This window comes from Vibrio sp. KUL80 (genome assembly GCF_059725495.1).
In genome coordinates, this window is the sequence record NZ_AP045841.1 from 1,814,131 (window position 1) to 1,837,452 (window position 23,322).

General features: G+C 40.5%; 32 protein-coding genes and 1 pseudogene. 5 read left to right on the plus strand and 28 right to left on the minus strand.

Features of this window, described 5'->3' with window-relative positions; translation table 11 throughout:
- Window positions 1-560: 560 nt before the first annotated feature.
- The 10 genes from AC6I8U_RS08290 to AC6I8U_RS08335 all read right to left on the minus strand — a co-directional run bounded on the left by AC6I8U_RS08290 (window position 561) and on the right by AC6I8U_RS08335 (window position 5,661).
- A complete protein-coding gene (locus AC6I8U_RS08290; RefSeq protein WP_498016536.1) occupies window positions 561-812 on the minus strand; it encodes a hypothetical protein in 252 nt (83 codons plus the stop codon).
- Window positions 813-870: 58 nt separating this feature from the next.
- Window positions 871-1,371 (minus strand): zonular occludens toxin domain-containing protein, encoded by a 501-nt coding sequence (locus AC6I8U_RS08295; protein ID WP_498016537.1) that lies wholly within the window; start codon window positions 1,369-1,371, stop codon window positions 871-873.
- Between the two features lie 14 nt (window positions 1,372-1,385).
- Entirely contained in the window at window positions 1,386-1,658 is a 273-nt protein-coding gene (locus tag AC6I8U_RS08300; protein ID WP_498018335.1) for a zonular occludens toxin domain-containing protein, read from the minus strand.
- A 1-nt stretch (window position 1,659) separates the two neighbouring features.
- A complete protein-coding gene (locus AC6I8U_RS08305; protein WP_498016525.1) occupies window positions 1,660-1,974 on the minus strand; it encodes a DUF2523 family protein in 315 nt (104 codons plus the stop codon).
- Between the two features lie 2 nt (window positions 1,975-1,976).
- Window positions 1,977-3,365 (minus strand): hypothetical protein, encoded by a 1,389-nt coding sequence (locus AC6I8U_RS08310; protein ID WP_498016526.1) that lies wholly within the window; start codon window positions 3,363-3,365, stop codon window positions 1,977-1,979.
- 173 nt (window positions 3,366-3,538) lie between these two features.
- Window positions 3,539-3,724, minus strand: coding sequence for a hypothetical protein (locus AC6I8U_RS08315; RefSeq protein WP_498016538.1), 186 nt, complete (start codon window positions 3,722-3,724; stop codon window positions 3,539-3,541).
- An 11-nt stretch (window positions 3,725-3,735) separates the two neighbouring features.
- Window positions 3,736-3,981, minus strand: a complete 246-nt coding sequence (locus tag AC6I8U_RS08320) for a single-stranded DNA-binding protein (RefSeq protein WP_498016533.1) — start codon at window positions 3,979-3,981, stop codon at window positions 3,736-3,738.
- A gap of 12 nt (window positions 3,982-3,993) precedes the next feature.
- Complete coding sequence (locus AC6I8U_RS08325) at window positions 3,994-4,347, minus strand: DUF1293 family protein (protein WP_498016528.1); 354 nt, start codon at window positions 4,345-4,347, stop codon at window positions 3,994-3,996.
- 11 nt (window positions 4,348-4,358) lie between these two features.
- A complete protein-coding gene (locus AC6I8U_RS08330) occupies window positions 4,359-5,474 on the minus strand; it encodes a replication initiation factor domain-containing protein (protein ID WP_498016529.1) in 1,116 nt (371 codons plus the stop codon).
- Window positions 5,467-5,661 (minus strand): hypothetical protein, encoded by a 195-nt coding sequence (locus AC6I8U_RS08335; protein ID WP_498016530.1) that lies wholly within the window; start codon window positions 5,659-5,661, stop codon window positions 5,467-5,469. Before AC6I8U_RS08335 ends, AC6I8U_RS08330 begins: the two co-directional genes overlap by 8 nt.
- A 125-nt stretch (window positions 5,662-5,786) precedes the next feature.
- On the opposite strand from AC6I8U_RS08335, the gene AC6I8U_RS08340 reads away from it, so the two are divergent.
- Complete coding sequence (locus AC6I8U_RS08340; protein WP_498016531.1) at window positions 5,787-6,119, plus strand: helix-turn-helix transcriptional regulator; 333 nt, start codon at window positions 5,787-5,789, stop codon at window positions 6,117-6,119.
- An 888-nt stretch (window positions 6,120-7,007) separates the two neighbouring features.
- On the opposite strand, the gene AC6I8U_RS08345 is transcribed toward AC6I8U_RS08340, so the two are convergent.
- From AC6I8U_RS08345 to AC6I8U_RS08380, 8 genes are all read right to left on the minus strand, one after another.
- Entirely contained in the window at window positions 7,008-8,105 is a 1,098-nt protein-coding gene (locus AC6I8U_RS08345; protein ID WP_498018334.1) for a zonular occludens toxin domain-containing protein, read from the minus strand.
- Between the two features lies 1 nt (window position 8,106).
- Window positions 8,107-8,421 (minus strand): DUF2523 family protein, encoded by a 315-nt coding sequence (locus AC6I8U_RS08350; protein ID WP_498016525.1) that lies wholly within the window; start codon window positions 8,419-8,421, stop codon window positions 8,107-8,109.
- Between the two features lie 2 nt (window positions 8,422-8,423).
- On the minus strand, window positions 8,424-9,812 hold the full coding sequence (locus AC6I8U_RS08355; protein WP_498016526.1) for a hypothetical protein: 1,389 nt from the start codon (window positions 9,810-9,812) through the stop codon (window positions 8,424-8,426).
- A 132-nt stretch (window positions 9,813-9,944) separates the two neighbouring features.
- Window positions 9,945-10,169, minus strand: a complete 225-nt coding sequence (locus tag AC6I8U_RS08360; RefSeq protein ID WP_498016527.1) for a phage coat protein — start codon at window positions 10,167-10,169, stop codon at window positions 9,945-9,947.
- A gap of 11 nt (window positions 10,170-10,180) precedes the next feature.
- On the minus strand, window positions 10,181-10,426 hold the full coding sequence (locus tag AC6I8U_RS08365; protein ID WP_498016533.1) for a single-stranded DNA-binding protein: 246 nt from the start codon (window positions 10,424-10,426) through the stop codon (window positions 10,181-10,183).
- Window positions 10,427-10,438: 12 nt separating this feature from the next.
- Window positions 10,439-10,792: a DUF1293 family protein gene (locus tag AC6I8U_RS08370; RefSeq protein WP_498016528.1), complete on the minus strand. Its 354-nt coding sequence runs from the start codon at window positions 10,790-10,792 to the stop codon at window positions 10,439-10,441.
- Between the two features lie 11 nt (window positions 10,793-10,803).
- Entirely contained in the window at window positions 10,804-11,919 is a 1,116-nt protein-coding gene (locus tag AC6I8U_RS08375) for a replication initiation factor domain-containing protein (RefSeq protein ID WP_498016529.1), read from the minus strand.
- On the minus strand, window positions 11,912-12,106 hold the full coding sequence (locus AC6I8U_RS08380; RefSeq protein ID WP_498016530.1) for a hypothetical protein: 195 nt from the start codon (window positions 12,104-12,106) through the stop codon (window positions 11,912-11,914). Before AC6I8U_RS08380 ends, AC6I8U_RS08375 begins: the two co-directional genes overlap by 8 nt.
- A gap of 125 nt (window positions 12,107-12,231) precedes the next feature.
- Here AC6I8U_RS08380 and AC6I8U_RS08385 point away from each other — a divergent pair, with 125 nt between their 5' ends.
- A complete protein-coding gene (locus AC6I8U_RS08385; RefSeq protein ID WP_498016531.1) occupies window positions 12,232-12,564 on the plus strand; it encodes a helix-turn-helix transcriptional regulator in 333 nt (110 codons plus the stop codon).
- 888 nt (window positions 12,565-13,452) lie between these two features.
- Here AC6I8U_RS08385 and AC6I8U_RS08390 read toward each other — a convergent pair.
- The 8 genes and pseudogenes from AC6I8U_RS08390 to AC6I8U_RS08425 form a co-directional block, all read right to left on the minus strand.
- Complete coding sequence (locus AC6I8U_RS08390) at window positions 13,453-14,631, minus strand: zonular occludens toxin domain-containing protein (RefSeq protein ID WP_498016532.1); 1,179 nt, start codon at window positions 14,629-14,631, stop codon at window positions 13,453-13,455.
- Window positions 14,553-14,867, minus strand: coding sequence for a DUF2523 family protein (locus tag AC6I8U_RS08395; RefSeq protein ID WP_498016525.1), 315 nt, complete (start codon window positions 14,865-14,867; stop codon window positions 14,553-14,555). Before AC6I8U_RS08395 ends, AC6I8U_RS08390 begins: the two co-directional genes overlap by 79 nt.
- 2 nt (window positions 14,868-14,869) lie before the next feature.
- Complete coding sequence (locus AC6I8U_RS08400; RefSeq protein ID WP_498016526.1) at window positions 14,870-16,258, minus strand: hypothetical protein; 1,389 nt, start codon at window positions 16,256-16,258, stop codon at window positions 14,870-14,872.
- Between the two features lie 172 nt (window positions 16,259-16,430).
- The gene (locus AC6I8U_RS08405) at window positions 16,431-16,616 is read right to left on the minus strand and encodes a hypothetical protein (protein WP_498016538.1); all 186 of its coding nucleotides are present in this window, start codon (window positions 16,614-16,616) and stop codon (window positions 16,431-16,433) included.
- 11 nt (window positions 16,617-16,627) lie between these two features.
- Window positions 16,628-16,873, minus strand: coding sequence for a single-stranded DNA-binding protein (locus AC6I8U_RS08410; RefSeq protein ID WP_498016533.1), 246 nt, complete (start codon window positions 16,871-16,873; stop codon window positions 16,628-16,630).
- A 12-nt stretch (window positions 16,874-16,885) separates the two neighbouring features.
- Window positions 16,886-17,238: pseudogene (locus AC6I8U_RS08415) on the minus strand (DUF1293 family protein).
- An 11-nt stretch (window positions 17,239-17,249) separates the two neighbouring features.
- Complete coding sequence (locus AC6I8U_RS08420) at window positions 17,250-18,365, minus strand: replication initiation factor domain-containing protein (protein WP_498016529.1); 1,116 nt, start codon at window positions 18,363-18,365, stop codon at window positions 17,250-17,252.
- Complete coding sequence (locus AC6I8U_RS08425) at window positions 18,358-18,552, minus strand: hypothetical protein (protein WP_498016530.1); 195 nt, start codon at window positions 18,550-18,552, stop codon at window positions 18,358-18,360. Before AC6I8U_RS08425 ends, AC6I8U_RS08420 begins: the two co-directional genes overlap by 8 nt.
- A 125-nt stretch (window positions 18,553-18,677) precedes the next feature.
- Here AC6I8U_RS08425 and AC6I8U_RS08430 point away from each other — a divergent pair, with 125 nt between their 5' ends.
- Window positions 18,678-19,010: a helix-turn-helix transcriptional regulator gene (locus AC6I8U_RS08430; RefSeq protein ID WP_498016531.1), complete on the plus strand. Its 333-nt coding sequence runs from the start codon at window positions 18,678-18,680 to the stop codon at window positions 19,008-19,010.
- Window positions 19,011-19,639: 629 nt separating this feature from the next.
- On the opposite strand, the gene AC6I8U_RS08435 is transcribed toward AC6I8U_RS08430, so the two are convergent.
- Complete coding sequence (locus AC6I8U_RS08435; RefSeq protein WP_498016539.1) at window positions 19,640-21,262, minus strand: ABC transporter substrate-binding protein; 1,623 nt, start codon at window positions 21,260-21,262, stop codon at window positions 19,640-19,642.
- 163 nt (window positions 21,263-21,425) lie between these two features.
- Between AC6I8U_RS08435 and mpaA the strand changes: the two genes are divergently transcribed.
- Window positions 21,426-22,169 (plus strand): murein tripeptide amidase MpaA, encoded by a 744-nt coding sequence (mpaA, locus tag AC6I8U_RS08440; protein ID WP_498016540.1) that lies wholly within the window; start codon window positions 21,426-21,428, stop codon window positions 22,167-22,169.
- Between the two features lie 499 nt (window positions 22,170-22,668).
- Window positions 22,669-22,920 (plus strand): hypothetical protein, encoded by a 252-nt coding sequence (locus AC6I8U_RS08445; RefSeq protein ID WP_042475725.1) that lies wholly within the window; start codon window positions 22,669-22,671, stop codon window positions 22,918-22,920.
- Window positions 22,921-23,002: 82 nt separating this feature from the next.
- Here AC6I8U_RS08445 and AC6I8U_RS08450 read toward each other — a convergent pair whose 3' ends face one another.
- Window positions 23,003-23,314 (minus strand): DUF3634 family protein, encoded by a 312-nt coding sequence (locus AC6I8U_RS08450; protein WP_498016541.1) that lies wholly within the window; start codon window positions 23,312-23,314, stop codon window positions 23,003-23,005.
- Window positions 23,315-23,322 lie beyond the last annotated feature (8 nt).

Below are 23,322 nucleotides of genomic sequence, written 5' to 3' on the forward strand. Positions count from 1 at the left end.
TTAAGAAAACACCTCAAGTGCGTATTGTCAGAATTATGTTACGGGCTTCGTTTCTAAAGCGATTCTCCCTCCTAACATGTACGGCTATGCAGCCGACAATGAGTAAGGCACTCGCCCACCCTTTAGTTCTCTCAGGCCTACGGCAAACCCTCAACATAACTCTTACTGATAATACGCACTTAATGTGGGAGCAAAGTAGAAATGTCCTAATCAACTAAAAACGCCTTCGAATACTGGACTCAAAGGCGTTTTGTTCGACACTCACAAAACTTAAAAGCAAGAGCGGCCTAGCAGGATGAAGGTTTTCGATTCAATCAAAATCATCGAATGCTAACCGCGCCCATTAGCAACAGTGACCAAATTAGATTATGTGCGGGGCTTGGTGCCTCGGTCGCGCACACGCTCCCTTATATCGCTACGCGATTCTAGTCTAGCAATCGCCTTTTCTAAGTCGCAAAGCCGCAAATACAAATCATACGTTGGCCTCTGCATGTACTTTGCGCGAACATAATAAAGATCACGATACAAATTATTAACCATTGTACTTTTTACATTACACATCAAATCCCCATCATATCGACAATACCTTTGTTGGTATCTGCCATCTGCTTACATGTAATAATCGTTTCGTTACTATCCCATATTAACTTAAAGACACATTCAGATAGCATCTCTATTTTATAACCAACGCTTGATAGTTGTATGTTATCGCTACTAAATAAAAGCTCACTACCTTTGTAGATATCGACATATACTTTGAAAAACGTCAAATCACTAACCAATTCTCCAGACCCAGATCCTCGATTTGTCATTGCGAGCTGCTTTGCGTAACCTGTTACGTAAAACTGTACATCTCCCAACGGACCCAATTTACCACCGCTCCTTCTGCCAACAGTTCTCTTTTGTAACCTCCTCTACGACTACTTTGGTTTCAGTTCTATTAGACGTCTCAGGGATAATTGGATCTTTAAACGTGATCGCAAGTGCTACTAGCCCAACAGGTACCAAAACAGCACTGCCAATCACCGGCCAACGTTTCCAAAACGGTACTATGTCCTTTCCTTGAGCCTCCATAACCGCATTGTTAGATTGTGAATGGCTTTTATAAAACGGAAAATAAACCTTCTCATACTTTCTGATAGATTCATTCACGACGTCGCCAGAGGAACCATCACGAACCTTACGAACATAGCGATTTGAGCTACCCAACGCAGTTGCTTTAGTACACTGATAAGTAACCTCAATCATATCCTTAATATCACGGTTCAACTTTCTAAGGTTTTGGGTAATGACCACAATATCTAAGCCGTAATGACGGTGCATTGAATACCATTCAAGTATCTCTGCATTTGTTTGCCTACCCAAAGGCAAGTGGGCCTCATCAATTAAATATAAAGGCCCTTGCCCTTTTCATTTCTCCAGTCATCTTGATAATCTTCGATTGCACTGAAAGGCCGCGTTCTGCTACCAAACTCCTCTAATTTTCCATCTACAATTTTTATCAGTGACTTTATATCCTCCCCGAAGAACTTTACAAAATGGTCTATGTTCAACGTTAAATTTGTTATGACTTTTCTACCATCCTTTAGCGCTGGAATAACATGATAAGCAACTGCCTCGTAACTTTTCCCCCGCCGGGCCTTCCCACTATCGCGTATATCATGACCCCAACCTCGTAAACGGTATTAATTGCATCAACAATCTTATCCCTATTGCAGACATCACTATAACCAAACATTGTGGAATCCCGATTGCAGATAACATCCATGATACAGAAGGAGGAAATCCCGTTAAATATTGACTTATATCTATAGGCTCAAACATCGCTAACACTAAACCTAAAATTGAATCCAAAGCGTTAAAAACTTGCTCAATCGCCCATAGAAAAACGTCCTTAATCATATCAACCAAAGACAAGATCAACTTATAAAGAAATTCCAATAGATAATTAAATAAATCAACAACCCATCCCATAATCAACCTCCAAATATCAACTTTCTTGCAGTCATCGCAGCATAGAAAAGCATACAAACCCTTATAAATGAAAATATAAATGATAAGTCTATATAATCTTCAATATTGAACACCCCAAAATCAAGTATTGGGAACTCAAAACTAGGTCTAGCCGCATTGCTCACGTCTAACGTACCAAATGAACTAACGAATTTATCTACAACATTTACTTGCAAATTAGACATATGCTCATTCAACAAGCCCGTTAAACCTTCAGGATACTTACTATCGTAGAAACCTTCACAGTTTCCATTAGTGATACAACTACCTTCAATACCAACGTTACTCGTATCTACGCTTACCAAACTCTCTATTCTATCGCCAAGCTCCCCAATTGCTTCCACATTGCTATCCCCAGATTCAATAGAGCCTATAGCACTTACAATGCGGTCTGCACTATTATGTATTGCGGATTCAGTAGAAACACGATTCGAATCTATTGCGTTAACCATATTGCTATCGTCACTATCCTTGTTTACTAACTTATTAACGTATTCTGTGTTTTGTCGAACATTTGCATTTAATAACCGTAACTGATAGTCGTTATTACCCTTAAACCTCACAAAATTCTCATTTAGCGCATACAGTTGATTCGTATTGTCAAAATAAAAATCAGCTAACAAACCAGCCATAACATCGTCGGGTAATTGAGTACCAGGACGACCTGGGGGATCTGTAGGATCTATAACTGGGGGCGGAACATCTATATCTGGTACTTCATTACCACCACCACCTTCTTCTTTGCTCACGAAATCAGTGCAAGTTGCATCCTTGCAAAAACTATCGTCACTACTCTCTGATAAATTGCACTCTGGGCCAATCACTGTGTATTTTGCAATACAATCGTATTGACCAACAGAAACTGTACCGCAAAAATGCGTACCCGCGTTATAAGCCGCAATACAACCACCGCCACTAGACGCACACCAATAGTTAGATACCAAATCTTTACCGTAAACAGTTGAGAACCAACCTACATCTAAATCCGTCCCTGTCACCGCGCCACATTGTGAAGGATTAGGACCTGTATATTCACAATAATCATCCTCCTTTCCGTTACATCCTTCTCTCGACACCACGTACGTTCCCGTCGTATAACAAATACCCGCTTCTGTGCACCGCTCATATACGTATCTGGTTTCTGTCTGACTTTTTATTTGTACTGAAAAACAACTAGATTGGTCGCCACAACGTAGCATCGCTACGGCAAAAGATGTGGAAGCATTGAATCCGCCACTTGTCCAATAATAACCTTGAACTTGCGTTTTATCGTCATCTTCGCCATATGCACGAGTGGATGAAAGCATAATTACGAGCAATATTAATTTAATTATATCCGTGTATTTTTTCATAATAGGCCTACAAAAAAAAAGGAGGGTAATACCCTCCTCCTCCATTACCTGAAATTTTGCGTTGCTACGTAACCAGCTAAGCCACCTAACAACACAAATATCATCAACTGAACGTCATGCAATACTATTAACATTAGGCTTTATTAACGGCTTTCTTACCAATAGTAATTGCTTTAAACGCCATCGCGATACCGATAATAATAATACCTAGAGCGATGATCTTTTGCGGAAAGCCCACTCAAATCAATAGCATCGAATATGGCATCTGTTGGGTCACCTTCTGTTGAAGCAAAAGTAGGCAAACTAACCATACAACACGCTAAAACATAAAAATAAACACTTTTAATTTTCTTAAACATAGACAATGTCCTTATATTAATCTTATAAGTTTAAGGGCAACTTTCACCCCATACGTTGAGAGGTAGCCAATACCAAAGACTAATGCAAAACCTAAGCTAAAATATTCAGCTGCCTCAGAACCCGTTAAGCGTGTATAATCCATCAAAAAATTGTATTCGTCATAAGTAACTAATATATAACTTTGACAATCTTCTAACTCGACTTGTGAAGGTACTAATAAGTATCCTTCGTCATCAATTAATACACACTTTGGCATCTTGATATCTCCTTAACCTTTCGATTTTAAAGATGTTTCAAAATGCTTTTTGATTTCGTCGTCAACTGGAATAAGCTCGACAACCTTTGCACCTGCAAGTGGGTCCTCATAGTCAAGTTGAGTATCTACCTCATACTCGCGCCTAGGAACTAGTGCCCCCGTATCACGCAACTTAGCCGCGTAGTCGTAATCAATAACAAGAGGATTATCGAATTGCATATTCACCTCACCAGATTCACCATAAACTTCACGTTTAAAATTCTCAGTATCGATTGGGCGAAGTGGACGAGATATATTAAGCACTGCCGTTTTTCCGCGCTTCCCATCCATGAAGGTAATACCAAGAACAAATAAGCCTTTTTTCATTTTATGTTTCCTCAATAAGAACTTAAGATTTCATCAACCAAGTGGTTGTAAGTGTCAGGGAATCCGATTTTCGGACTACCACGGCAAAGCATCCCTAATGCTTTTTCAGCATCCCCATTACAAACGTCGAGAACATCATTAACTACCCGTCCCCACTGACGACGGAGCCAGTAAGTAGAAGACAGAACATCTAACGCCGCACGTTTTTCGGGTTTGGGTTTTGTATCGAAAGGTTCAGAGCTAACGATTGAAGCGGCAAAATCATTGATGGCCGCAAAAGCCCCTTCAATATCTTTGAGGACATCGACAGTCCATTTTTTCAATTCAACTTCAGAGCGATACCAGCTCAACGAAGTATCAGAAAGATTCTGTTCGAGCGCTTTGTTGTAAATACGCCAGTAGATTTGAGATTGACGAGAGCCAACAGAAACTTGTTCCTTACAAAATTCTTTAGAACCATCAGCAAGAATGTTGTATTCGAAATCCTCTTTGACTTTCGGATTACGTCCACGAACGGAAGGCTTGAAAGCACCCTCATAGGCAGCAATCAGGGCATATTTACAAGTAAATAGCCCGTGAAAATCGTCAAAGGCCAAGTCACAGCGAGACAGAGAAGTGCAGTGAAGGACATTGTTAAGCCAGTGATATAAAGAGAATAGAGAACGCCTAGCAAGAACATGCTTACAGCCAACGCCGTTGATAGAAATATGTACAGTATCATTTTGCCCACCGATACCAATTTTGCCGCAGTGACTTTCGCCGCAAGGGGAAACCAAGTTAAAGGAATCGTCGTAAAACTGAAATGATTTACCGGTGGGAGCAGAGAGGGAAAGACCAAGAACCTTAGTAATGAAAACCTTAAGGCATTCTTCCAAATACTGACGCATCACAGCATCAGTGTAAGCTTTGTAATCTTCAAAACTTTGACCGTCACGGATAAGCTGACGATGAATTTTTGGAGCCTTAGGGAAGTAAGGCTGAGTCTTACTGGTAAAGCCCATAAAACCAGCTTTTTCGCAGTGACGCAGGTCTTTAAGCTTAATGGTGAAAGCTAACCAGTCGAGCTTAACAGATTCAGAGTTACCCTCACCTGTTAAGTTAGCTTGAATCTGTTGTGCACTATTCATCAGCTAACCCCATGATGGCCAAACGCTCATCGAGTGTTGTGTTAGTCACCGAAACAAGCTCGAAATCGTCGTAACTATCCTCACAGTAACTAATCAGATTTTGGTACGAAGCAAAGAAATCCCAATGACCATCTAGGTAAACCGAGACGGTGTAATCAGGTTGCATGTCGTAGTAAATCGTTACCATTTCCAAAATCTGTCAAGTTCAATTTATAGTGATACGATATACCAATTTTTTGTGATTGAAAAGTAATGTTCAAAAAAACAGGGATTATAATGTGCAGGAAATCATACCTAAGTAAGGGTTTTACGATGTTCACATCAAAAATTAGGGAACTGAGGCTCAAAAAGGACTTAAGCCAAGAGGACGTAGCAAATGGAATTGGAGTAGGTAAAAACACCTATCTTGCATATGAAAAAGGGACACAGTCGCCAAAACTAGAGACCATTAAAAAAAATCGCCATGTTCTATGGAGTACCAGTTTTCGAACTAGTTTGCGAAGAGGAGGCAGATTTAGACGAAGCGTTAAAATCAAAGCTACATATGATCAAAAACCTAGGGGAAAAAGAAAAAGAATCCTTACTGATCATTATGGAAAGTTTGTTCATGAGAAACCAAAACTTAGCAATACACGAACAGTTTAAAGAGACTCGCTAACGCTCAAACACTGGCGCACTACGTTTGCGGATACATGGGGAAAGCCCATAGTATGGTGGAATAAACCCCCGTATTACTAGACGGGGGTTTTCTCCGTTTCGGGGCCCTCCCGACGAAACGGGCCCCTCCCAAAACGGAAGAAAACGCGCATTTAATATGAATGCGTTTATAAGGAGATAAACACATGTCTACAGTACTTACAAAAACAACAATCATCCTATTGCTTTTAGTTATCGGATGGATCAATTGGGAAGGTCAAAGAAACAAAATCATACTATCTGCAATAGTGATACTGATGCTACTAGTCGCTAAAGCTTAAGAAAACACCTCAAGTGCGTATTGTCAGAATTATGTTACGGGCTTCGTTTCTAAAGCGATTCTCCCTCCTAACATGTACGGCTATGCAGCCGACAATGAGTAAGGCACTCGCCCACCCTTTAGTTCTCTCAGGCCTACGGCAAACCCTCAACATAACTCTTACTGATAATACGCACTTAATGTGGGAGCAAAGTAGAAATGTCCTAATCAACTAAAAACGCCTTCGAATACTGGACTCAAAGGCGTTTTGTTCGACACTCACAAAACTTAAAAGCAAGAGCGGCCTAGCAGGATGAAGGTTTTCGATTCAATCAAAATCATCGAATGCTAACCGCGCCCATTAGCAACAGTGACCAAATTAGATTATGTGCGGGGCTTGGTGCCTCGGTCGCGCACACGCTCCCTTATATCGCTACGCGATTCTAGTCTAGCAATCGCCTTTTCTAAGTCGCAAAGCCGCAAATACAAATCATACGTTGGCCTCTGCATGTACTTTGCGCGAACATAATAAAGATCACGATACAAATTATTAACCATTGTACTTTTTACATTACACATCAAATCCCCATCATATCGACAATACCTTTGTTGGTATCTGCCATCTGCTTACATGTAATAATCGTTTCGTTACTATCCCATATTAACTTAAAGACACATTCAGATAGCATCTCTATTTTATAACCAACGCTTGATAGTTGTATGTTATCGCTACTAAATAAAAGCTCACTACCTTTGTAGATATCGACATATACTTTGAAAAACGTCAAATCACTAACCAATTCTCCAGACCCAGATCCTCGATTTGTCATTGCGAGCTGCTTTGCGTAACCTGTTACGTAAAACTGTACATCTCCCAACGGACCCAATTTACCACCGCTCCTTCTGCCAACAGTTCTCTTTGTAACCTCCTCTACGACTACTTTGGTTTCAGTTCTATTAGACGTCTCAGGGATAATTGGATCTTTAAACGTGATCGCAAGTGCTACTAGCCCAACAGGTACCAAAACAGCACTGCCAATCACCGGCCAACGTTTCCAAAACGGTACTATGTCCTTTCCTTGAGCCTCCATAACCGCATTGTTAGATTGTGAATGGCTTTTATAAAACGGAAAATAAACCTTCTCATACTTTCTGATAGATTCATTCACGACGTCGCCAGAGGAACCATCACGAACCTTACGAACATAGCGATTTGAGCTACCCAACGCAGTTGCTTTAGTACACTGATAAGTAACCTCAATCATATCCTTAATATCACGGTTCAACTTTCTAAGGTTTTGGGTAATGACCACAATATCTAAGCCGTAATGACGGTGCATTGAATACCATTCAAGTATCTCTGCATTTGTTTGCCTACCCAAAGGCAAGTGGGCCTCATCAATTAAATATAAAGGCCCTTGCCCCTTTTCATTTCTCCAGTCATCTTGATAATCTTCGATTGCACTGAAAGGCCGCGTTCTGCTACCAAACTCCTCTAATTTTCCATCTACAATTTTTATCAGTGACTTTATATCCTCCCCGAAGAACTTTACAAAATGGTCTATGTTCAACGTTAAATTTGTTATGACTTTTCTACCATCCTTTAGCGCTGGAATAACATGATAAGCAACTGCCTCGTAACTTTTCCCCCGCCGGGCCTTCCCACTATCGCGTATATCATGACCCCAACCTCGTAAACGGTATTAATTGCATCAACAATCTTATCCCTATTGCAGACATCACTATAACCAAACATTGTGGAATCCCGATTGCAGATAACATCCATGATACAGAAGGAGGAAATCCCGTTAAATATTGACTTATATCTATAGGCTCAAACATCGCTAACACTAAACCTAAAATTGAATCCAAAGCGTTAAAAACTTGCTCAATCGCCCATAGAAAAACGTCCTTAATCATATCAACCAAAGACAAGATCAACTTATAAAGAAATTCCAATAGATAATTAAATAAATCAACAACCCATCCCATAATCAACCTCCAAATATCAACTTTCTTGCAGTCATCGCAGCATAGAAAAGCATACAAACCCTTATAAATGAAAATATAAATGATAAGTCTATATAATCTTCAATATTGAACACCCCAAAATCAAGTATTGGGAACTCAAAACTAGGTCTAGCCGCATTGCTCACGTCTAACGTACCAAATGAACTAACGAATTTATCTACAACATTTACTTGCAAATTAGACATATGCTCATTCAACAAGCCCGTTAAACCTTCAGGATACTTACTATCGTAGAAACCTTCACAGTTTCCATTAGTGATACAACTACCTTCAATACCAACGTTACTCGTATCTACGCTTACCAAACTCTCTATTCTATCGCCAAGCTCCCCAATTGCTTCCACATTGCTATCCCCAGATTCAATAGAGCCTATAGCACTTACAATGCGGTCTGCACTATTATGTATTGCGGATTCAGTAGAAACACGATTCGAATCTATTGCGTTAACCATATTGCTATCGTCACTATCCTTGTTTACTAACTTATTAACGTATTCTGTGTTTTGTCGAACATTTGCATTTAATAACCGTAACTGATAGTCGTTATTACCCTTAAACCTCACAAAATTCTCATTTAGCGCATACAGTTGATTCGTATTGTCAAAATAAAAATCAGCTAACAAACCAGCCATAACATCGTCGGGTAATTGAGTACCAGGACGACCTGGGGGATCTGTAGGATCTATAACTGGGGGCGGAACATCTATATCTGGTACTTCATTACCACCACCACCTTCTTCTTTGCTCACGAAATCAGTGCAAGTTGCATCCTTGCAAAAACTATCGTCACTACTCTCTGATAAATTGCACTCTGGGCCAATCACTGTGTATTTTGCAATACAATCGTATTGACCAACAGAAACTGTACCGCAAAAATGCGTACCCGCGTTATAAGCCGCAATACAACCACCGCCACTAGACGCACACCAATAGTTAGATACCAAATCTTTACCGTAAACAGTTGAGAACCAACCTACATCTAAATCCGTCCCTGTCACCGCGCCACATTGTGAAGGATTAGGACCTGTATATTCACAATAATCATCCTCCTTTCCGTTACATCCTTCTCTCGACACCACGTACGTTCCCGTCGTATAACAAATACCCGCTTCTGTGCACCGCTCATATACGTATCTGGTTTCTGTCTGACTTTTTATTTGTACTGAAAAACAACTAGATTGGTCGCCACAACGTAGCATCGCTACGGCAAAAGATGTGGAAGCATTGAATCCGCCACTTGTCCAATAATAACCTTGAACTTGCGTTTTATCGTCATCTTCGCCATATGCACGAGTGGATGAAAGCATAATTACGAGCAATATTAATTTAATTATATCCGTGTATTTTTTCATAATAGGCCTACAAAAAAAAGGAGGGTAATACCCTCCTCCTCCATTACCTGAAATTTTGCGTTGCTACGTAACCAGCTAAGCCACCTAACAACACAAATATCATCAACTGAACGTCATGCAATACTATTAACATTAGGCTTTATTAACGGCTTTCTTACCAATAGTAATTGCTTTAAACGCCATCGCGATACCGATAATAATAATACCTAGAGCGATGATCTTTGCGGAAAGCCCACTCAAATCAATAGCATCGAATATGGCATCTGTTGGGTCACCTTCTGTTGAAGCAAAAGTAGGCAAACTAACCATACAACACGCTAAAACATAAAAATAAACACTTTTAATTTTCTTAAACATAGACAATGTCCTTATATTAATCTTATAAGTTTAAGGGCAACTTTCACCCCATACGTTGAGAGGTAGCCAATACCAAAGACTAATGCAAAACCTAAGCTAAAATATTCAGCTGCCTCAGAACCCGTTAAGCGTGTATAATCCATCAAAAAATTGTATTCGTCATAAGTAACTAATATATAACTTTGACAATCTTCTAACTCGACTTGTGAAGGTACTAATAAGTATCCTTCGTCATCAATTAATACACACTTTGGCATCTTGATATCTCCTTAACCTTTCGATTTTAAAGATGTTTCAAAATGCTTTTTGATTTCGTCGTCAACTGGAATAAGCTCGACAACCTTTGCACCTGCAAGTGGGTCCTCATAGTCAAGTTGAGTATCTACCTCATACTCGCGCCTAGGAACTAGTGCCCCCGTATCACGCAACTTAGCCGCGTAGTCGTAATCAATAACAAGAGGATTATCGAATTGCATATTCACCTCACCAGATTCACCATAAACTTCACGTTTAAAATTCTCAGTATCGATTGGGCGAAGTGGACGAGATATATTAAGCACTGCCGTTTTTCCGCGCTTCCCATCCATGAAGGTAATACCAAGAACAAATAAGCCTTTTTTCATTTTATGTTTCCTCAATAAGAACTTAAGATTTCATCAACCAAGTGGTTGTAAGTGTCAGGGAATCCGATTTTCGGACTACCACGGCAAAGCATCCCTAATGCTTTTTCAGCATCCCCATTACAAACGTCGAGAACATCATTAACTACCCGTCCCCACTGACGACGGAGCCAGTAAGTAGAAGACAGAACATCTAACGCCGCACGTTTTTCGGGTTTGGGTTTTGTATCGAAAGGTTCAGAGCTAACGATTGAAGCGGCAAAATCATTGATGGCCGCAAAAGCCCCTTCAATATCTTTGAGGACATCGACAGTCCATTTTTTCAATTCAACTTCAGAGCGATACCAGCTCAACGAAGTATCAGAAAGATTCTGTTCGAGCGCTTTGTTGTAAATACGCCAGTAGATTTGAGATTGACGAGAGCCAACAGAAACTTGTTCCTTACAAAATTCTTTAGAACCATCAGCAAGAATGTTGTATTCGAAATCCTCTTTGACTTTCGGATTACGTCCACGAACGGAAGGCTTGAAAGCACCCTCATAGGCAGCAATCAGGGCATATTTACAAGTAAATAGCCCGTGAAAATCGTCAAAGGCCAAGTCACAGCGAGACAGAGAAGTGCAGTGAAGGACATTGTTAAGCCAGTGATATAAAGAGAATAGAGAACGCCTAGCAAGAACATGCTTACAGCCAACGCCGTTGATAGAAATATGTACAGTATCATTTTGCCCACCGATACCAATTTTGCCGCAGTGACTTTCGCCGCAAGGGGAAACCAAGTTAAAGGAATCGTCGTAAAACTGAAATGATTTACCGGTGGGAGCAGAGAGGGAAAGACCAAGAACCTTAGTAATGAAAACCTTAAGGCATTCTTCCAAATACTGACGCATCACAGCATCAGTGTAAGCTTTGTAATCTTCAAAACTTTGACCGTCACGGATAAGCTGACGATGAATTTTTGGAGCCTTAGGGAAGTAAGGCTGAGTCTTACTGGTAAAGCCCATAAAACCAGCTTTTTCGCAGTGACGCAGGTCTTTAAGCTTAATGGTGAAAGCTAACCAGTCGAGCTTAACAGATTCAGAGTTACCCTCACCTGTTAAGTTAGCTTGAATCTGTTGTGCACTATTCATCAGCTAACCCCATGATGGCCAAACGCTCATCGAGTGTTGTGTTAGTCACCGAAACAAGCTCGAAATCGTCGTAACTATCCTCACAGTAACTAATCAGATTTTGGTACGAAGCAAAGAAATCCCAATGACCATCTAGGTAAACCGAGACGGTGTAATCAGGTTGCATGTCGTAGTAAATCGTTACCATTTCAAAATCTGTCAAGTTCAATTTATAGTGATACGATATACCAATTTTTTTGTGATTGAAAAGTAATGTTCAAAAAAACAGGGATTATAATGTGCAGGAAATCATACCTAAGTAAGGGTTTTACGATGTTCACATCAAAAATTAGGGAACTGAGGCTCAAAAAGGACTTAAGCCAAGAGGACGTAGCAAATGGAATTGGAGTAGGTAAAAACACCTATCTTGCATATGAAAAAGGGACACAGTCGCCAAAACTAGAGACCATTAAAAAAAATCGCCATGTTCTATGGAGTACCAGTTTTCGAACTAGTTTGCGAAGAGGAGGCAGATTTAGACGAAGCGTTAAAATCAAAGCTACATATGATCAAAAACCTAGGGGAAAAAGAAAAAGAATCCTTACTGATCATTATGGAAAGTTTGTTCATGAGAAACCAAAACTTAGCAATACACGAACAGTTTAAAGAGACTCGCTAACGCTCAAACACTGGCGCACTACGTTTGCGGATACATGGGGAAAGCCCATAGTATGGTGGAATAAACCCCCGTATTACTAGACGGGGGTTTTCTCCGTTTCGGGGCCCTCCCGACGAAACGGGCCCCTCCCAAAACGGAAGAAAACGCGCATTTAATATGAATGCGTTTATAAGGAGATAAACACATGTCTACAGTACTTACAAAAACAACAATCATCCTATTGCTTTTAGTTATCGGATGGATCAATTGGGAAGGTCAAAGAAACAAAATCATACTATCTGCAATAGTGATACTGATGCTACTAGTCGCTAAAGCTTAAGAAAACACCTCAAGTGCGTATTGTCAGAATTATGTTACGGGCTTCGTTTCTAAAGCGATTCTCCCTCCTAACATGTACGGCTATGCAGCCGACAATGAGTAAGGCACTCGCCCACCCTTTAGTTCTCTCAGGCCTACGGCAAACCCTCAACATAACTCTTACTGATAATACGCACTTAATGTGGGAGCAAAGTAGAAATGTCCTAATCAACTAAAAACGCCTTCGAATACTGGACTCAAAGGCGTTTTGTTCGACACTCACAAAACTTAAAAGCAAGAGCGGCCTAGCAGGATGAAGGTTTTCGATTCAATCAAAATCATCGAATGCTAACCGCGCCCATTAGCAACAGTGACCAAATTAGATTATGTGCGGGGCTTGGTGCCTCGGTCGCGCACACGCTCCCTTATATCGCTACGCGATTCTAGTCTAGCAATCGCCTTTTCTAAGTCGCAAAGCCGCAAATACAAATCATACGTTGGCCTCTGCATGTACTTTGCGCGAACATAATAAAGATCACGATACAAATTATTAACCATTGTACTTTTTACATTACACATCAAATCCCCATCATATCGACAATACCTTTGTTGGTATCTGCCATCTGCTTACATGTAATAATCGTTTCGTTACTATCCCATATTAACTTAAAGACACATTCAGATAGCATCTCTATTTTATAACCAACGCTTGATAGTTGTATGTTATCGCTACTAAATAAAAGCTCACTACCTTTGTAGATATCGACATATACTTTGAAAAACGTCAAATCACTAACCAATTCTCCAGACCCAGATCCTCGATTTGTCATTGCGAGCTGCTTTGCGTAACCTGTTACGTAAAACTGTACATCTCCCAACGGACCCAATTTACCACCGCTCCTTCTGCCAACAGTTCTCTTTGTAACCTCCTCTACGACTACTTTGGTTTCAGTTCTATTAGACGTCTCAGGGATAATTGGATCTTTAAACGTGATCGCAAGTGCTACTAGCCCAACAGGTACCAAAACAGCACTGCCAATCACCGGCCAACGTTTCCAAAACGGTACTATGTCCTTTCCTTGAGCCTCCATAACCGCATTGTTAGATTGTGAATGGCTTTTATAAAACGGAAAATAAACCTTCTCATACTTTCTGATAGATTCATTCACGACGTCGCCAGAGGAACCATCACGAACCTTACGAACATAGCGATTTGAGCTACCCAACGCAGTTGCTTTAGTACACTGATAAGTAACCTCAATCATATCCTTAATATCACGGTTCAACTTTCTAAGGTTTTGGGTAATGACCACAATATCTAAGCCGTAATGACGGTGCATTGAATACCATTCAAGTATCTCTGCATTTGTTTGCCTACCCAAAGGCAAGTGGGCCTCATCAATTAAATATAAAGGCCCTTGCCCCTTTTCATTTCTCCAGTCATCTTGATAATCTTCGATTGCACTGAAAGGCCGCGTTCTGCTACCAAACTCCTCTAATTTTCCATCTACAATTTTTATCAGTGACTTTATATCCTCCCCGAAGAACTTTACAAAATGGTCTATGTTCAACGTTAAATTTGTTATGACTTTTCTACCATCCTTTAGCGCTGGAATAACATGATAAGCAACTGCCTCGTAACTTTTCCCCCCGCCGGGCCTTCCCACTATCGCGTATATCATGACCCCAACCTCGTAAACGGTATTAATTGCATCAACAATCTTATCCCTATTGCAGACATCACTATAACCAAACATTGTGGAATCCCGATTGCAGATAACATCCATGATACAGAAGGAGGAAATCCCGTTAAATATTGACTTATATCTATAGGCTCAAACATCGCTAACACTAAACCTAAAATTGAATCCAAAGCGTTAAAAACTTGCTCAATCGCCCATAGAAAAACGTCCTTAATCATATCAACCAAAGACAAGATCAACTTATAAAGAAATTCCAATAGATAATTAAATAAATCAACAACCCATCCCATAATCAACCTCCAAATATCAACTTTCTTGCAGTCATCGCAGCATAGAAAAGCATACAAACCCTTATAAATGAAAATATAAATGATAAGTCTATATAATCTTCAATATTGAACACCCCAAAATCAAGTATTGGGAACTCAAAACTAGGTCTAGCCGCATTGCTCACGTCTAACGTACCAAATGAACTAACGAATTTATCTACAACATTTACTTGCAAATTAGACATATGCTCATTCAACAAGCCCGTTAAACCTTCAGGATACTTACTATCGTAGAAACCTTCACAGTTTCCATTAGTGATACAACTACCTTCAATACCAACGTTACTCGTATCTACGCTTACCAAACTCTCTATTCTATCGCCAAGCTCCCCAATTGCTTCCACATTGCTATCCCCAGATTCAATAGAGCCTATAGCACTTACAATGCGGTCTGCACTATTATGTATTGCGGATTCAGTAGAAACACGATTCGAATCTATTGCGTTAACCATATTGCTATCGTCACTATCCTTGTTTACTAACTTATTAACGTATTCTGTGTTTTGTCGAACATTTGCATTTAATAACCGTAACTGATAGTCGTTATTACCCTTAAACCTCACAAAATTCTCATTTAGCGCATACAGTTGATTCGTATTGTCAAAATAAAAATCAGCTAACAAACCAGCCATAACATCGTCGGGTAATTGAGTACCAGGACGACCTGGGGGATCTGTAGGATCTATAACTGGGGGCGGAACATCTATATCTGGTACTTCATTACCACCACCACCTTCTTCTTTGCTCACGAAATCAGTGCAAGTTGCATCCTTGCAAAAACTATCGTCACTACTCTCTGATAAATTGCACTCTGGGCCAATCACTGTGTATTTTGCAATACAATCGTATTGACCAACAGAAACTGTACCGCAAAAATGCGTACCCGCGTTATAAGCCGCAATACAACCACCGCCACTAGACGCACACCAATAGTTAGATACCAAATCTTTACCGTAAACAGTTGAGAACCAACCTACATCTAAATCCGTCCCTGTCACCGCGCCACATTGTGAAGGATTAGGACCTGTATATTCACAATAATCATCCTCCTTTCCGTTACATCCTTCTCTCGACACCACGTACGTTCCCGTCGTATAACAAATACCCGCTTCTGTGCACCGCTCATATACGTATCTGGTTTCTGTCTGACTTTTTATTTGTACTGAAAAACAACTAGATTGGTCGCCACAACGTAGCATCGCTACGGCAAAAGATGTGGAAGCATTGAATCCGCCACTTGTCCAATAATAACCTTGAACTTGCGTTTTATCGTCATCTTCGCCATATGCACGAGTGGATGAAAGCATAATTACGAGCAATATTAATTTAATTATATCCGTGTATTTTTTCATAATAGGCCTACAAAAAAAAGGAGGGTAATACCCTCCTCCTCCATTACCTGAAATTTTGCGTTGCTACGTAACCAGCTAAGCCACCTAACAACACAAATATCATCAACTGAACGTCATGCAATACTATTAACATTAGGCTTTATTAACGGCTTTCTTACCAATAGTAATTGCTTTAAACGCCATCGCGATACCGATAATAATAATACCTAGAGCGATGATCTTTTGCGGAAAGCCCACTCAAATCAATAGCATCGAATATGGCATCTGTTGGGTCACCTTCTGTTGAAGCAAAAGTAGGCAAACTAACCATACAACACGCTAAAACATAAAAATAAACACTTTTAATTTTCTTAAACATAGACAATGTCCTTATATTAATCTTATAAGTTTAAGGGCAACTTTCACCCCATACGTTGAGAGGTAGCCAATACCAAAGACTAATGCAAAACCTAAGCTAAAATATTCAGCTGCCTCAGAACCCGTTAAGCGTGTATAATCCATCAAAAAATTGTATTCGTCATAAGTAACTAATATATAACTTTGACAATCTTCTAACTCGACTTGTGAAGGTACTAATAAGTATCCTTCGTCATCAATTAATACACACTTTGGCATCTTGATATCTCCTTAACCTTTCGATTTTAAAGATGTTTCAAAATGCTTTTTGATTTCGTCGTCAACTGGAATAAGCTCGACAACCTTTGCACCTGCAAGTGGGTCCTCATAGTCAAGTTGAGTATCTACCTCATACTCGCGCCTAGGAACTAGTGCCCCGTATCACGCAACTTAGCCGCGTAGTCGTAATCAATAACAAGAGGATTATCGAATTGCATATTCACCTCACCAGATTCACCATAAACTTCACGTTTAAAATTCTCAGTATCGATTGGGCGAAGTGGACGAGATATATTAAGCACTGCCGTTTTTCCGCGCTTCCCATCCATGAAGGTAATACCAAGAACAAATAAGCCTTTTTTCATTTTATGTTTCCTCAATAAGAACTTAAGATTTCATCAACCAAGTGGTTGTAAGTGTCAGGGAATCCGATTTTCGGACTACCACGGCAAAGCATCCCTAATGCTTTTTCAGCATCCCCATTACAAACGTCGAGAACATCATTAACTACCCGTCCCCACTGACGACGGAGCCAGTAAGTAGAAGACAGAACATCTAACGCCGCACGTTTTTCGGGTTTGGGTTTTGTATCGAAAGGTTCAGAGCTAACGATTGAAGCGGCAAAATCATTGATGGCCGCAAAAGCCCCTTCAATATCTTTGAGGACATCGACAGTCCATTTTTTCAATTCAACTTCAGAGCGATACCAGCTCAACGAAGTATCAGAAAGATTCTGTTCGAGCGCTTTGTTGTAAATACGCCAGTAGATTTGAGATTGACGAGAGCCAACAGAAACTTGTTCCTTACAAAATTCTTTAGAACCATCAGCAAGAATGTTGTATTCGAAATCCTCTTTGACTTTCGGATTACGTCCACGAACGGAAGGCTTGAAAGCACCCTCATAGGCAGCAATCAGGGCATATTTACAAGTAAATAGCCCGTGAAAATCGTCAAAGGCCAAGTCACAGCGAGACAGAGAAGTGCAGTGAAGGACATTGTTAAGCCAGTGATATAAAGAGAATAGAGAACGCCTAGCAAGAACATGCTTACAGCCAACGCCGTTGATAGAAATATGTACAGTATCATTTTGCCCACCGATACCAATTTTGCCGCAGTGACTTTCGCCGCAAGGGGAAACCAAGTTAAAGGAATCGTCGTAAAACTGAAATGATTTACCGGTGGGAGCAGAGAGGGAAAGACCAAGAACCTTAGTAATGAAAACCTTAAGGCATTCTTCCAAATACTGACGCATCACAGCATCAGTGTAAGCTTTGTAATCTTCAAAACTTTGACCGTCACGGATAAGCTGACGATGAATTTTTGGAGCCTTAGGGAAGTAAGGCTGAGTCTTACTGGTAAAGCCCATAAAACCAGCTTTTTCGCAGTGACGCAGGTCTTTAAGCTTAATGGTGAAAGCTAACCAGTCGAGCTTAACAGATTCAGAGTTACCCTCACCTGTTAAGTTAGCTTGAATCTGTTGTGCACTATTCATCAGCTAACCCCATGATGGCCAAACGCTCATCGAGTGTTGTGTTAGTCACCGAAACAAGCTCGAAATCGTCGTAACTATCCTCACAGTAACTAATCAGATTTTGGTACGAAGCAAAGAAATCCCAATGACCATCTAGGTAAACCGAGACGGTGTAATCAGGTTGCATGTCGTAGTAAATCGTTACCATTTCAAAATCTGTCAAGTTCAATTTATAGTGATACGATATACCAATTTTTTGTGATTGAAAAGTAATGTTCAAAAAAAACAGGGATTATAATGTGCAGGAAATCATACCTAAGTAAGGGTTTTACGATGTTCACATCAAAAATTAGGGAACTGAGGCTCAAAAAGGACTTAAGCCAAGAGGACGTAGCAAATGGAATTGGAGTAGGTAAAAACACCTATCTTGCATATGAAAAAGGGACACAGTCGCCAAAACTAGAGACCATTAAAAAAAATCGCCATGTTCTATGGAGTACCAGTTTTCGAACTAGTTTGCGAAGAGGAGGCAGATTTAGACGAAGCGTTAAAATCAAAGCTACATATGATCAAAAACCTAGGGGAAAAAGAAAAAGAATCCTTACTGATCATTATGGAAAGTTTGTTCATGAGAAACCAAAACTTAGCAATACACGAACAGTTTAAAGAGACTCGCTAACGCTCAAACACTGGCGCACTACGTTTGCGGATACATGGGGAAAGCCCATAGTATGGTGGAATAAACCCCCGTATTACTAGACGGGGGTTTTCTCCGTTTCGGGGCCCTCCCGACGAAACGGGCCCCTCCCAAAACGGAAGAAAACGCGCATTTAATATGAATGCGTTTATAAGGAGATAAACACATGTCTACAGTACTTACAAAAACAACAATCATCCTATTGCTTTTAGTTATCGGATGGATCAATTGGGAAGGTCAAAGAAACAAAATCATACTATCTGCAATAGTGATACTGATGCTACTAGTCGCTAAAGCTTAAGAAAACACCTCAAGTGCGTATTGTCAGAATTATGTTACGGGCTTCGTTTCTAAAGCGATTCTCCCTCCTAACATGTACGGCTATGCAGCCGACAATGAGTAAGGCACTCGCCCACCCTTTAGTTCTCTCAGGCCTACGGCAAACCCTCAACATAACTCTTACTGATAATACGCACTAAAGATATTAAATGTTAACAATCAAAGAGCTAGATTTGAAGCCGCCAAATCCGCAACCCACCAGACAAAAAAAAGCCAGCCACGTCGTGACTGGCTTATTCCTTCAATTTCAGCGGTTTTGTTATTCGGCTTTCATGAACAAATCTTTTGAATAGATTCGTCCTTCAACGTTATTCATTGGAAAGCCTCCAACAGTTGGCCTCACTAAGCGCGCTTGCATGTAATAATAAATCGGTGCGATTGGCATATCTTCTGCCAACAAAGTTTCAGCTTGATCATAAAACTTGGCGCGCTCCTCGTCACTGGTTGCTCCAAGCGCATTCACGATGATTTTATCGTACGCGTCGCTCTTGTAGAACGCTCGGTTGCCGGCGTTGTCTGATGTCATTAGGCTCAAGAATGTTGATGCTTCATTATAGTCACCACACCATGATGTTCTTAACACATCAAAGTTGCCTTCACGACGCGCGACCAAATACGATTTCCATTCTTGATTCTCCAACTCGACTTTCGCTCCTAAGTTCTTACCAAGCATTGACGCTACTGCCACCGCAATAGCCTTATTGCTTTCACTAGTGTTATACAGCAGTTTAATATCTAATGGATTCTCTTCGTTGTAGCCGGCCTCAGAGAGTAACTTTTTAGCTTCCTCATCACGTTGTTTCTGACTCATCGCACTGTATTTTGGTTGGCTTGCTTCAAATCCGGCAACGTATTTGTGTGCGAAGGTATATGCAGGTAGATTACCTACCTGAGTAACACCGTTTGTAATAACATCCCGCATTATCGTATAAGACACCGCCTTGCGAACACGCGGATCGTCAAATGGTGCCTTTGTCGTGTTGAATGCATAGTAATACGTACACAGCAGTGGAACTACAGTATAAGACTCTGGTCGCTCTTTCTTTAGCTTCGGTGCCATCGCTGTCGGCACATCGGAAGTAATATCCACTTCGCCCGTTGCAAAACGGTTCATTGCAGCCGTTTGGCTTTCAAATGGAATGTAAGTGACTTGGTTTAATACGGTATTATCGTTATCCCAATATTGCTGGTTTCTAATAAGCTCAATCCGCTCATTAATAACCCAATTTTCTAATGTAAACGCGCCGTTTGATACCATATTGCCTGGTCGAGTCCACTTGTCTCCATATTCCGCTAGGGCCTCTTTATGAACAGGCATCATGGATGAATGAGCAGTCATCGCAACAAAGTACGGAACCTGACTCTCTAGTTCATACTGTAAAGTATGATCATCAAGTGCCCTAACCCCAAGTGAATCTAGAGAAGCCTTCCCATCTATAATAGATTCAATATTCTTAATTTTAGTAAGTTTCAAATACCAACCATTCGCTGATGCAAAATTGGGATCGGCAGCTCTTTTGATACTGTAGACGAAGTCGTGAGCGGTAACCGGGTCTCCATTTGACCATTTCGCATCTTTTCTTAACTCGAACGTGAAAGTTTTGTTGTCTTTTGTACTCCAAGATTTTGCGACGCCTGGTATTACATTGCCGTCCTTGTCTTGGATAACTAGTCCTTCAAACAAATCCCTGAGCACGTGCATCTCAGGGAGACCTTCTGCATTTGCTGGATCTAAGGTTGCTACTTCTGCGTCGTTACCGCGTACCAGTTTCTGAACCTCGGCTAAACGTGCGTTTTCCGGTATCACTGCAGCTGATACAGAGAACGCCGCAGAGACCATTGCTGTAAGTAGCGAGACTTTCCATGAAATATGATGCTTCATCCTAAACCGCCTGATTGGTATAAAGTAATAGATGCCCTACTGTATTCTTAACAAGCAAACACTCTTAAAGAATACGAGAGCTGTAATATATTAATACTGTTTTAGTTATGGCATATATGCATCTAGAATGCCGTGAGGAAAGACAAGAAGTTGATAGTAAGTTATGAACAATGCAAATCAAAACAGGCCTATATTGCGACCAAGACCCGAAAGAGCAGAGTTTCAACAGAAACCCTCAACTTACGGGCATTCAGTCTTGGGTGCACCTCTACTTTACTTTGAAGGTTGTTCACCTGAGGAAGAGCGTGGCCTTATCCTCGCTGGCACGCATGGGGACGAAATAGCATCGACTGTCGCTTTATCTTGTGCATTACGTTCGCTTCCTTCCGAGTATCTTAAACACGATGTCATACTTTCCATGAACCCAGACGCTAACCAACTGGGAACTCGTGCCAATGCCAACCAAGTCGATCTTAATCGAGCGTTTCCGACTAAAACTTGGACCGATAAAGAGACTGTGTATAGATGGAGCTCTTCTGCGCGTGAGCGAGATGTAAAAGTAAAAACGGGAAACGCAGGTTCTTTGGAACCGGAGGTTGCTGCTCTAATTGAGCTAATCGAAACACGAAAGCCACGCTTTATTGTGTCACTGCATGAACCCCTAGCCTGCGTCGACGACCCGGAGGACTCAAAACTTGGGAACTGGCTATCACAACAATTTTCGCTGCCGCTAGTGAAACAGATCGGTTATGAAACACCAGGTTCATTTGGGAGTTGGTGTAACGAGAATGAGTTACTTTGCATCACTCTTGAACTTCCCGCGATTTCTGCTGATGCCGCCATTGATAAATATCTCAGTGCGCTCGTCGATTTATTAAGTCTAGACTACAACAACACAATATATTAACGTCACTTATCTGATTTAGATAAATATTACAATCGACTCAGCTCAGAGAAATTAATAAAAGGAACGCAATACATTCACAGAACTTCTCGGTTGGAATAATACGCTCCGTAACAATTAAAAAACTTAAAAGCACTACCCCTATAAATTTTCAAGCCTCAGCCCAAAAGCATTCACAGAAATCAACTGAAGCCTCACGTTGCATTGATGTGCTGTATGACATGTAACTGTCCATACCCTTGAACTTGGTTGTCACCCATACGCGCATCATTTTTCAACTAAATAACTTCCATAAAACCAATAAGCAAAAAGCCAGCCTGAGCGATATAAAGCACACCCAGAAATTCACAGTGAAAATACTAAATTACTTTTATAAATTTTTATTGTGTTTATTTCATTTTTAACTTTACACGATAAAGAAAATATTCAATCCTTATCCCAACGCAAAGACACGATGTCTTTTAATGAAATACTAATTAAGCTTGTAGAAAAGGAGATTTCTATGACTCTACCAATTGAATGGTTCAAAAATAGCTACGTACGTGTGCAGAAGTGGGATGCGGAAGGACTTTCGTTGATTGAAGCAGAATCAGCACTGGAGACCTACTTAACGGATAACAACCCTATTTCCCTAGAAATGGCTGATTACATTGCTGAGAATTGGACATGCCGTCGTATTCAAATGCTAGACTCAGAATCCCGAAGGACACTAATGAAGATTTGGGATGAGCGGGAAATTGCCGCTAAAGCATAGTCATTTATTGATCACACCTGCTTTAGTTATAGTGCATTAGAGAATCTAAAAAAAGGGCATCAATGCCCTTTCTTTTTCTACGTTAACGGCTCTTTTTTCGACCTTTAGATTTGAAGCTTTGGTGAGGGAATATGTTTCTAATTCTTTGTTGTATGTTCTTGGAAATCGTTTTACTGAACTTGAGTTTCATCCCGCTTCGAGTCTGGTATACCTTCAACTCTCCGCTTGTTTTATCTCTTTCTACGATCTCTCTTAAATTGTGCTTAAATGTTGGCGGTAAGTGCCCTTTCGTATGGGTGATCTCACCTTGGTCCATCTTTACGACTAAAGACGGTCTATCTATGGCAACAAGCCAAAAGACTAATATGGCACCAACTAAAACGACATACAGCATCCTTAACC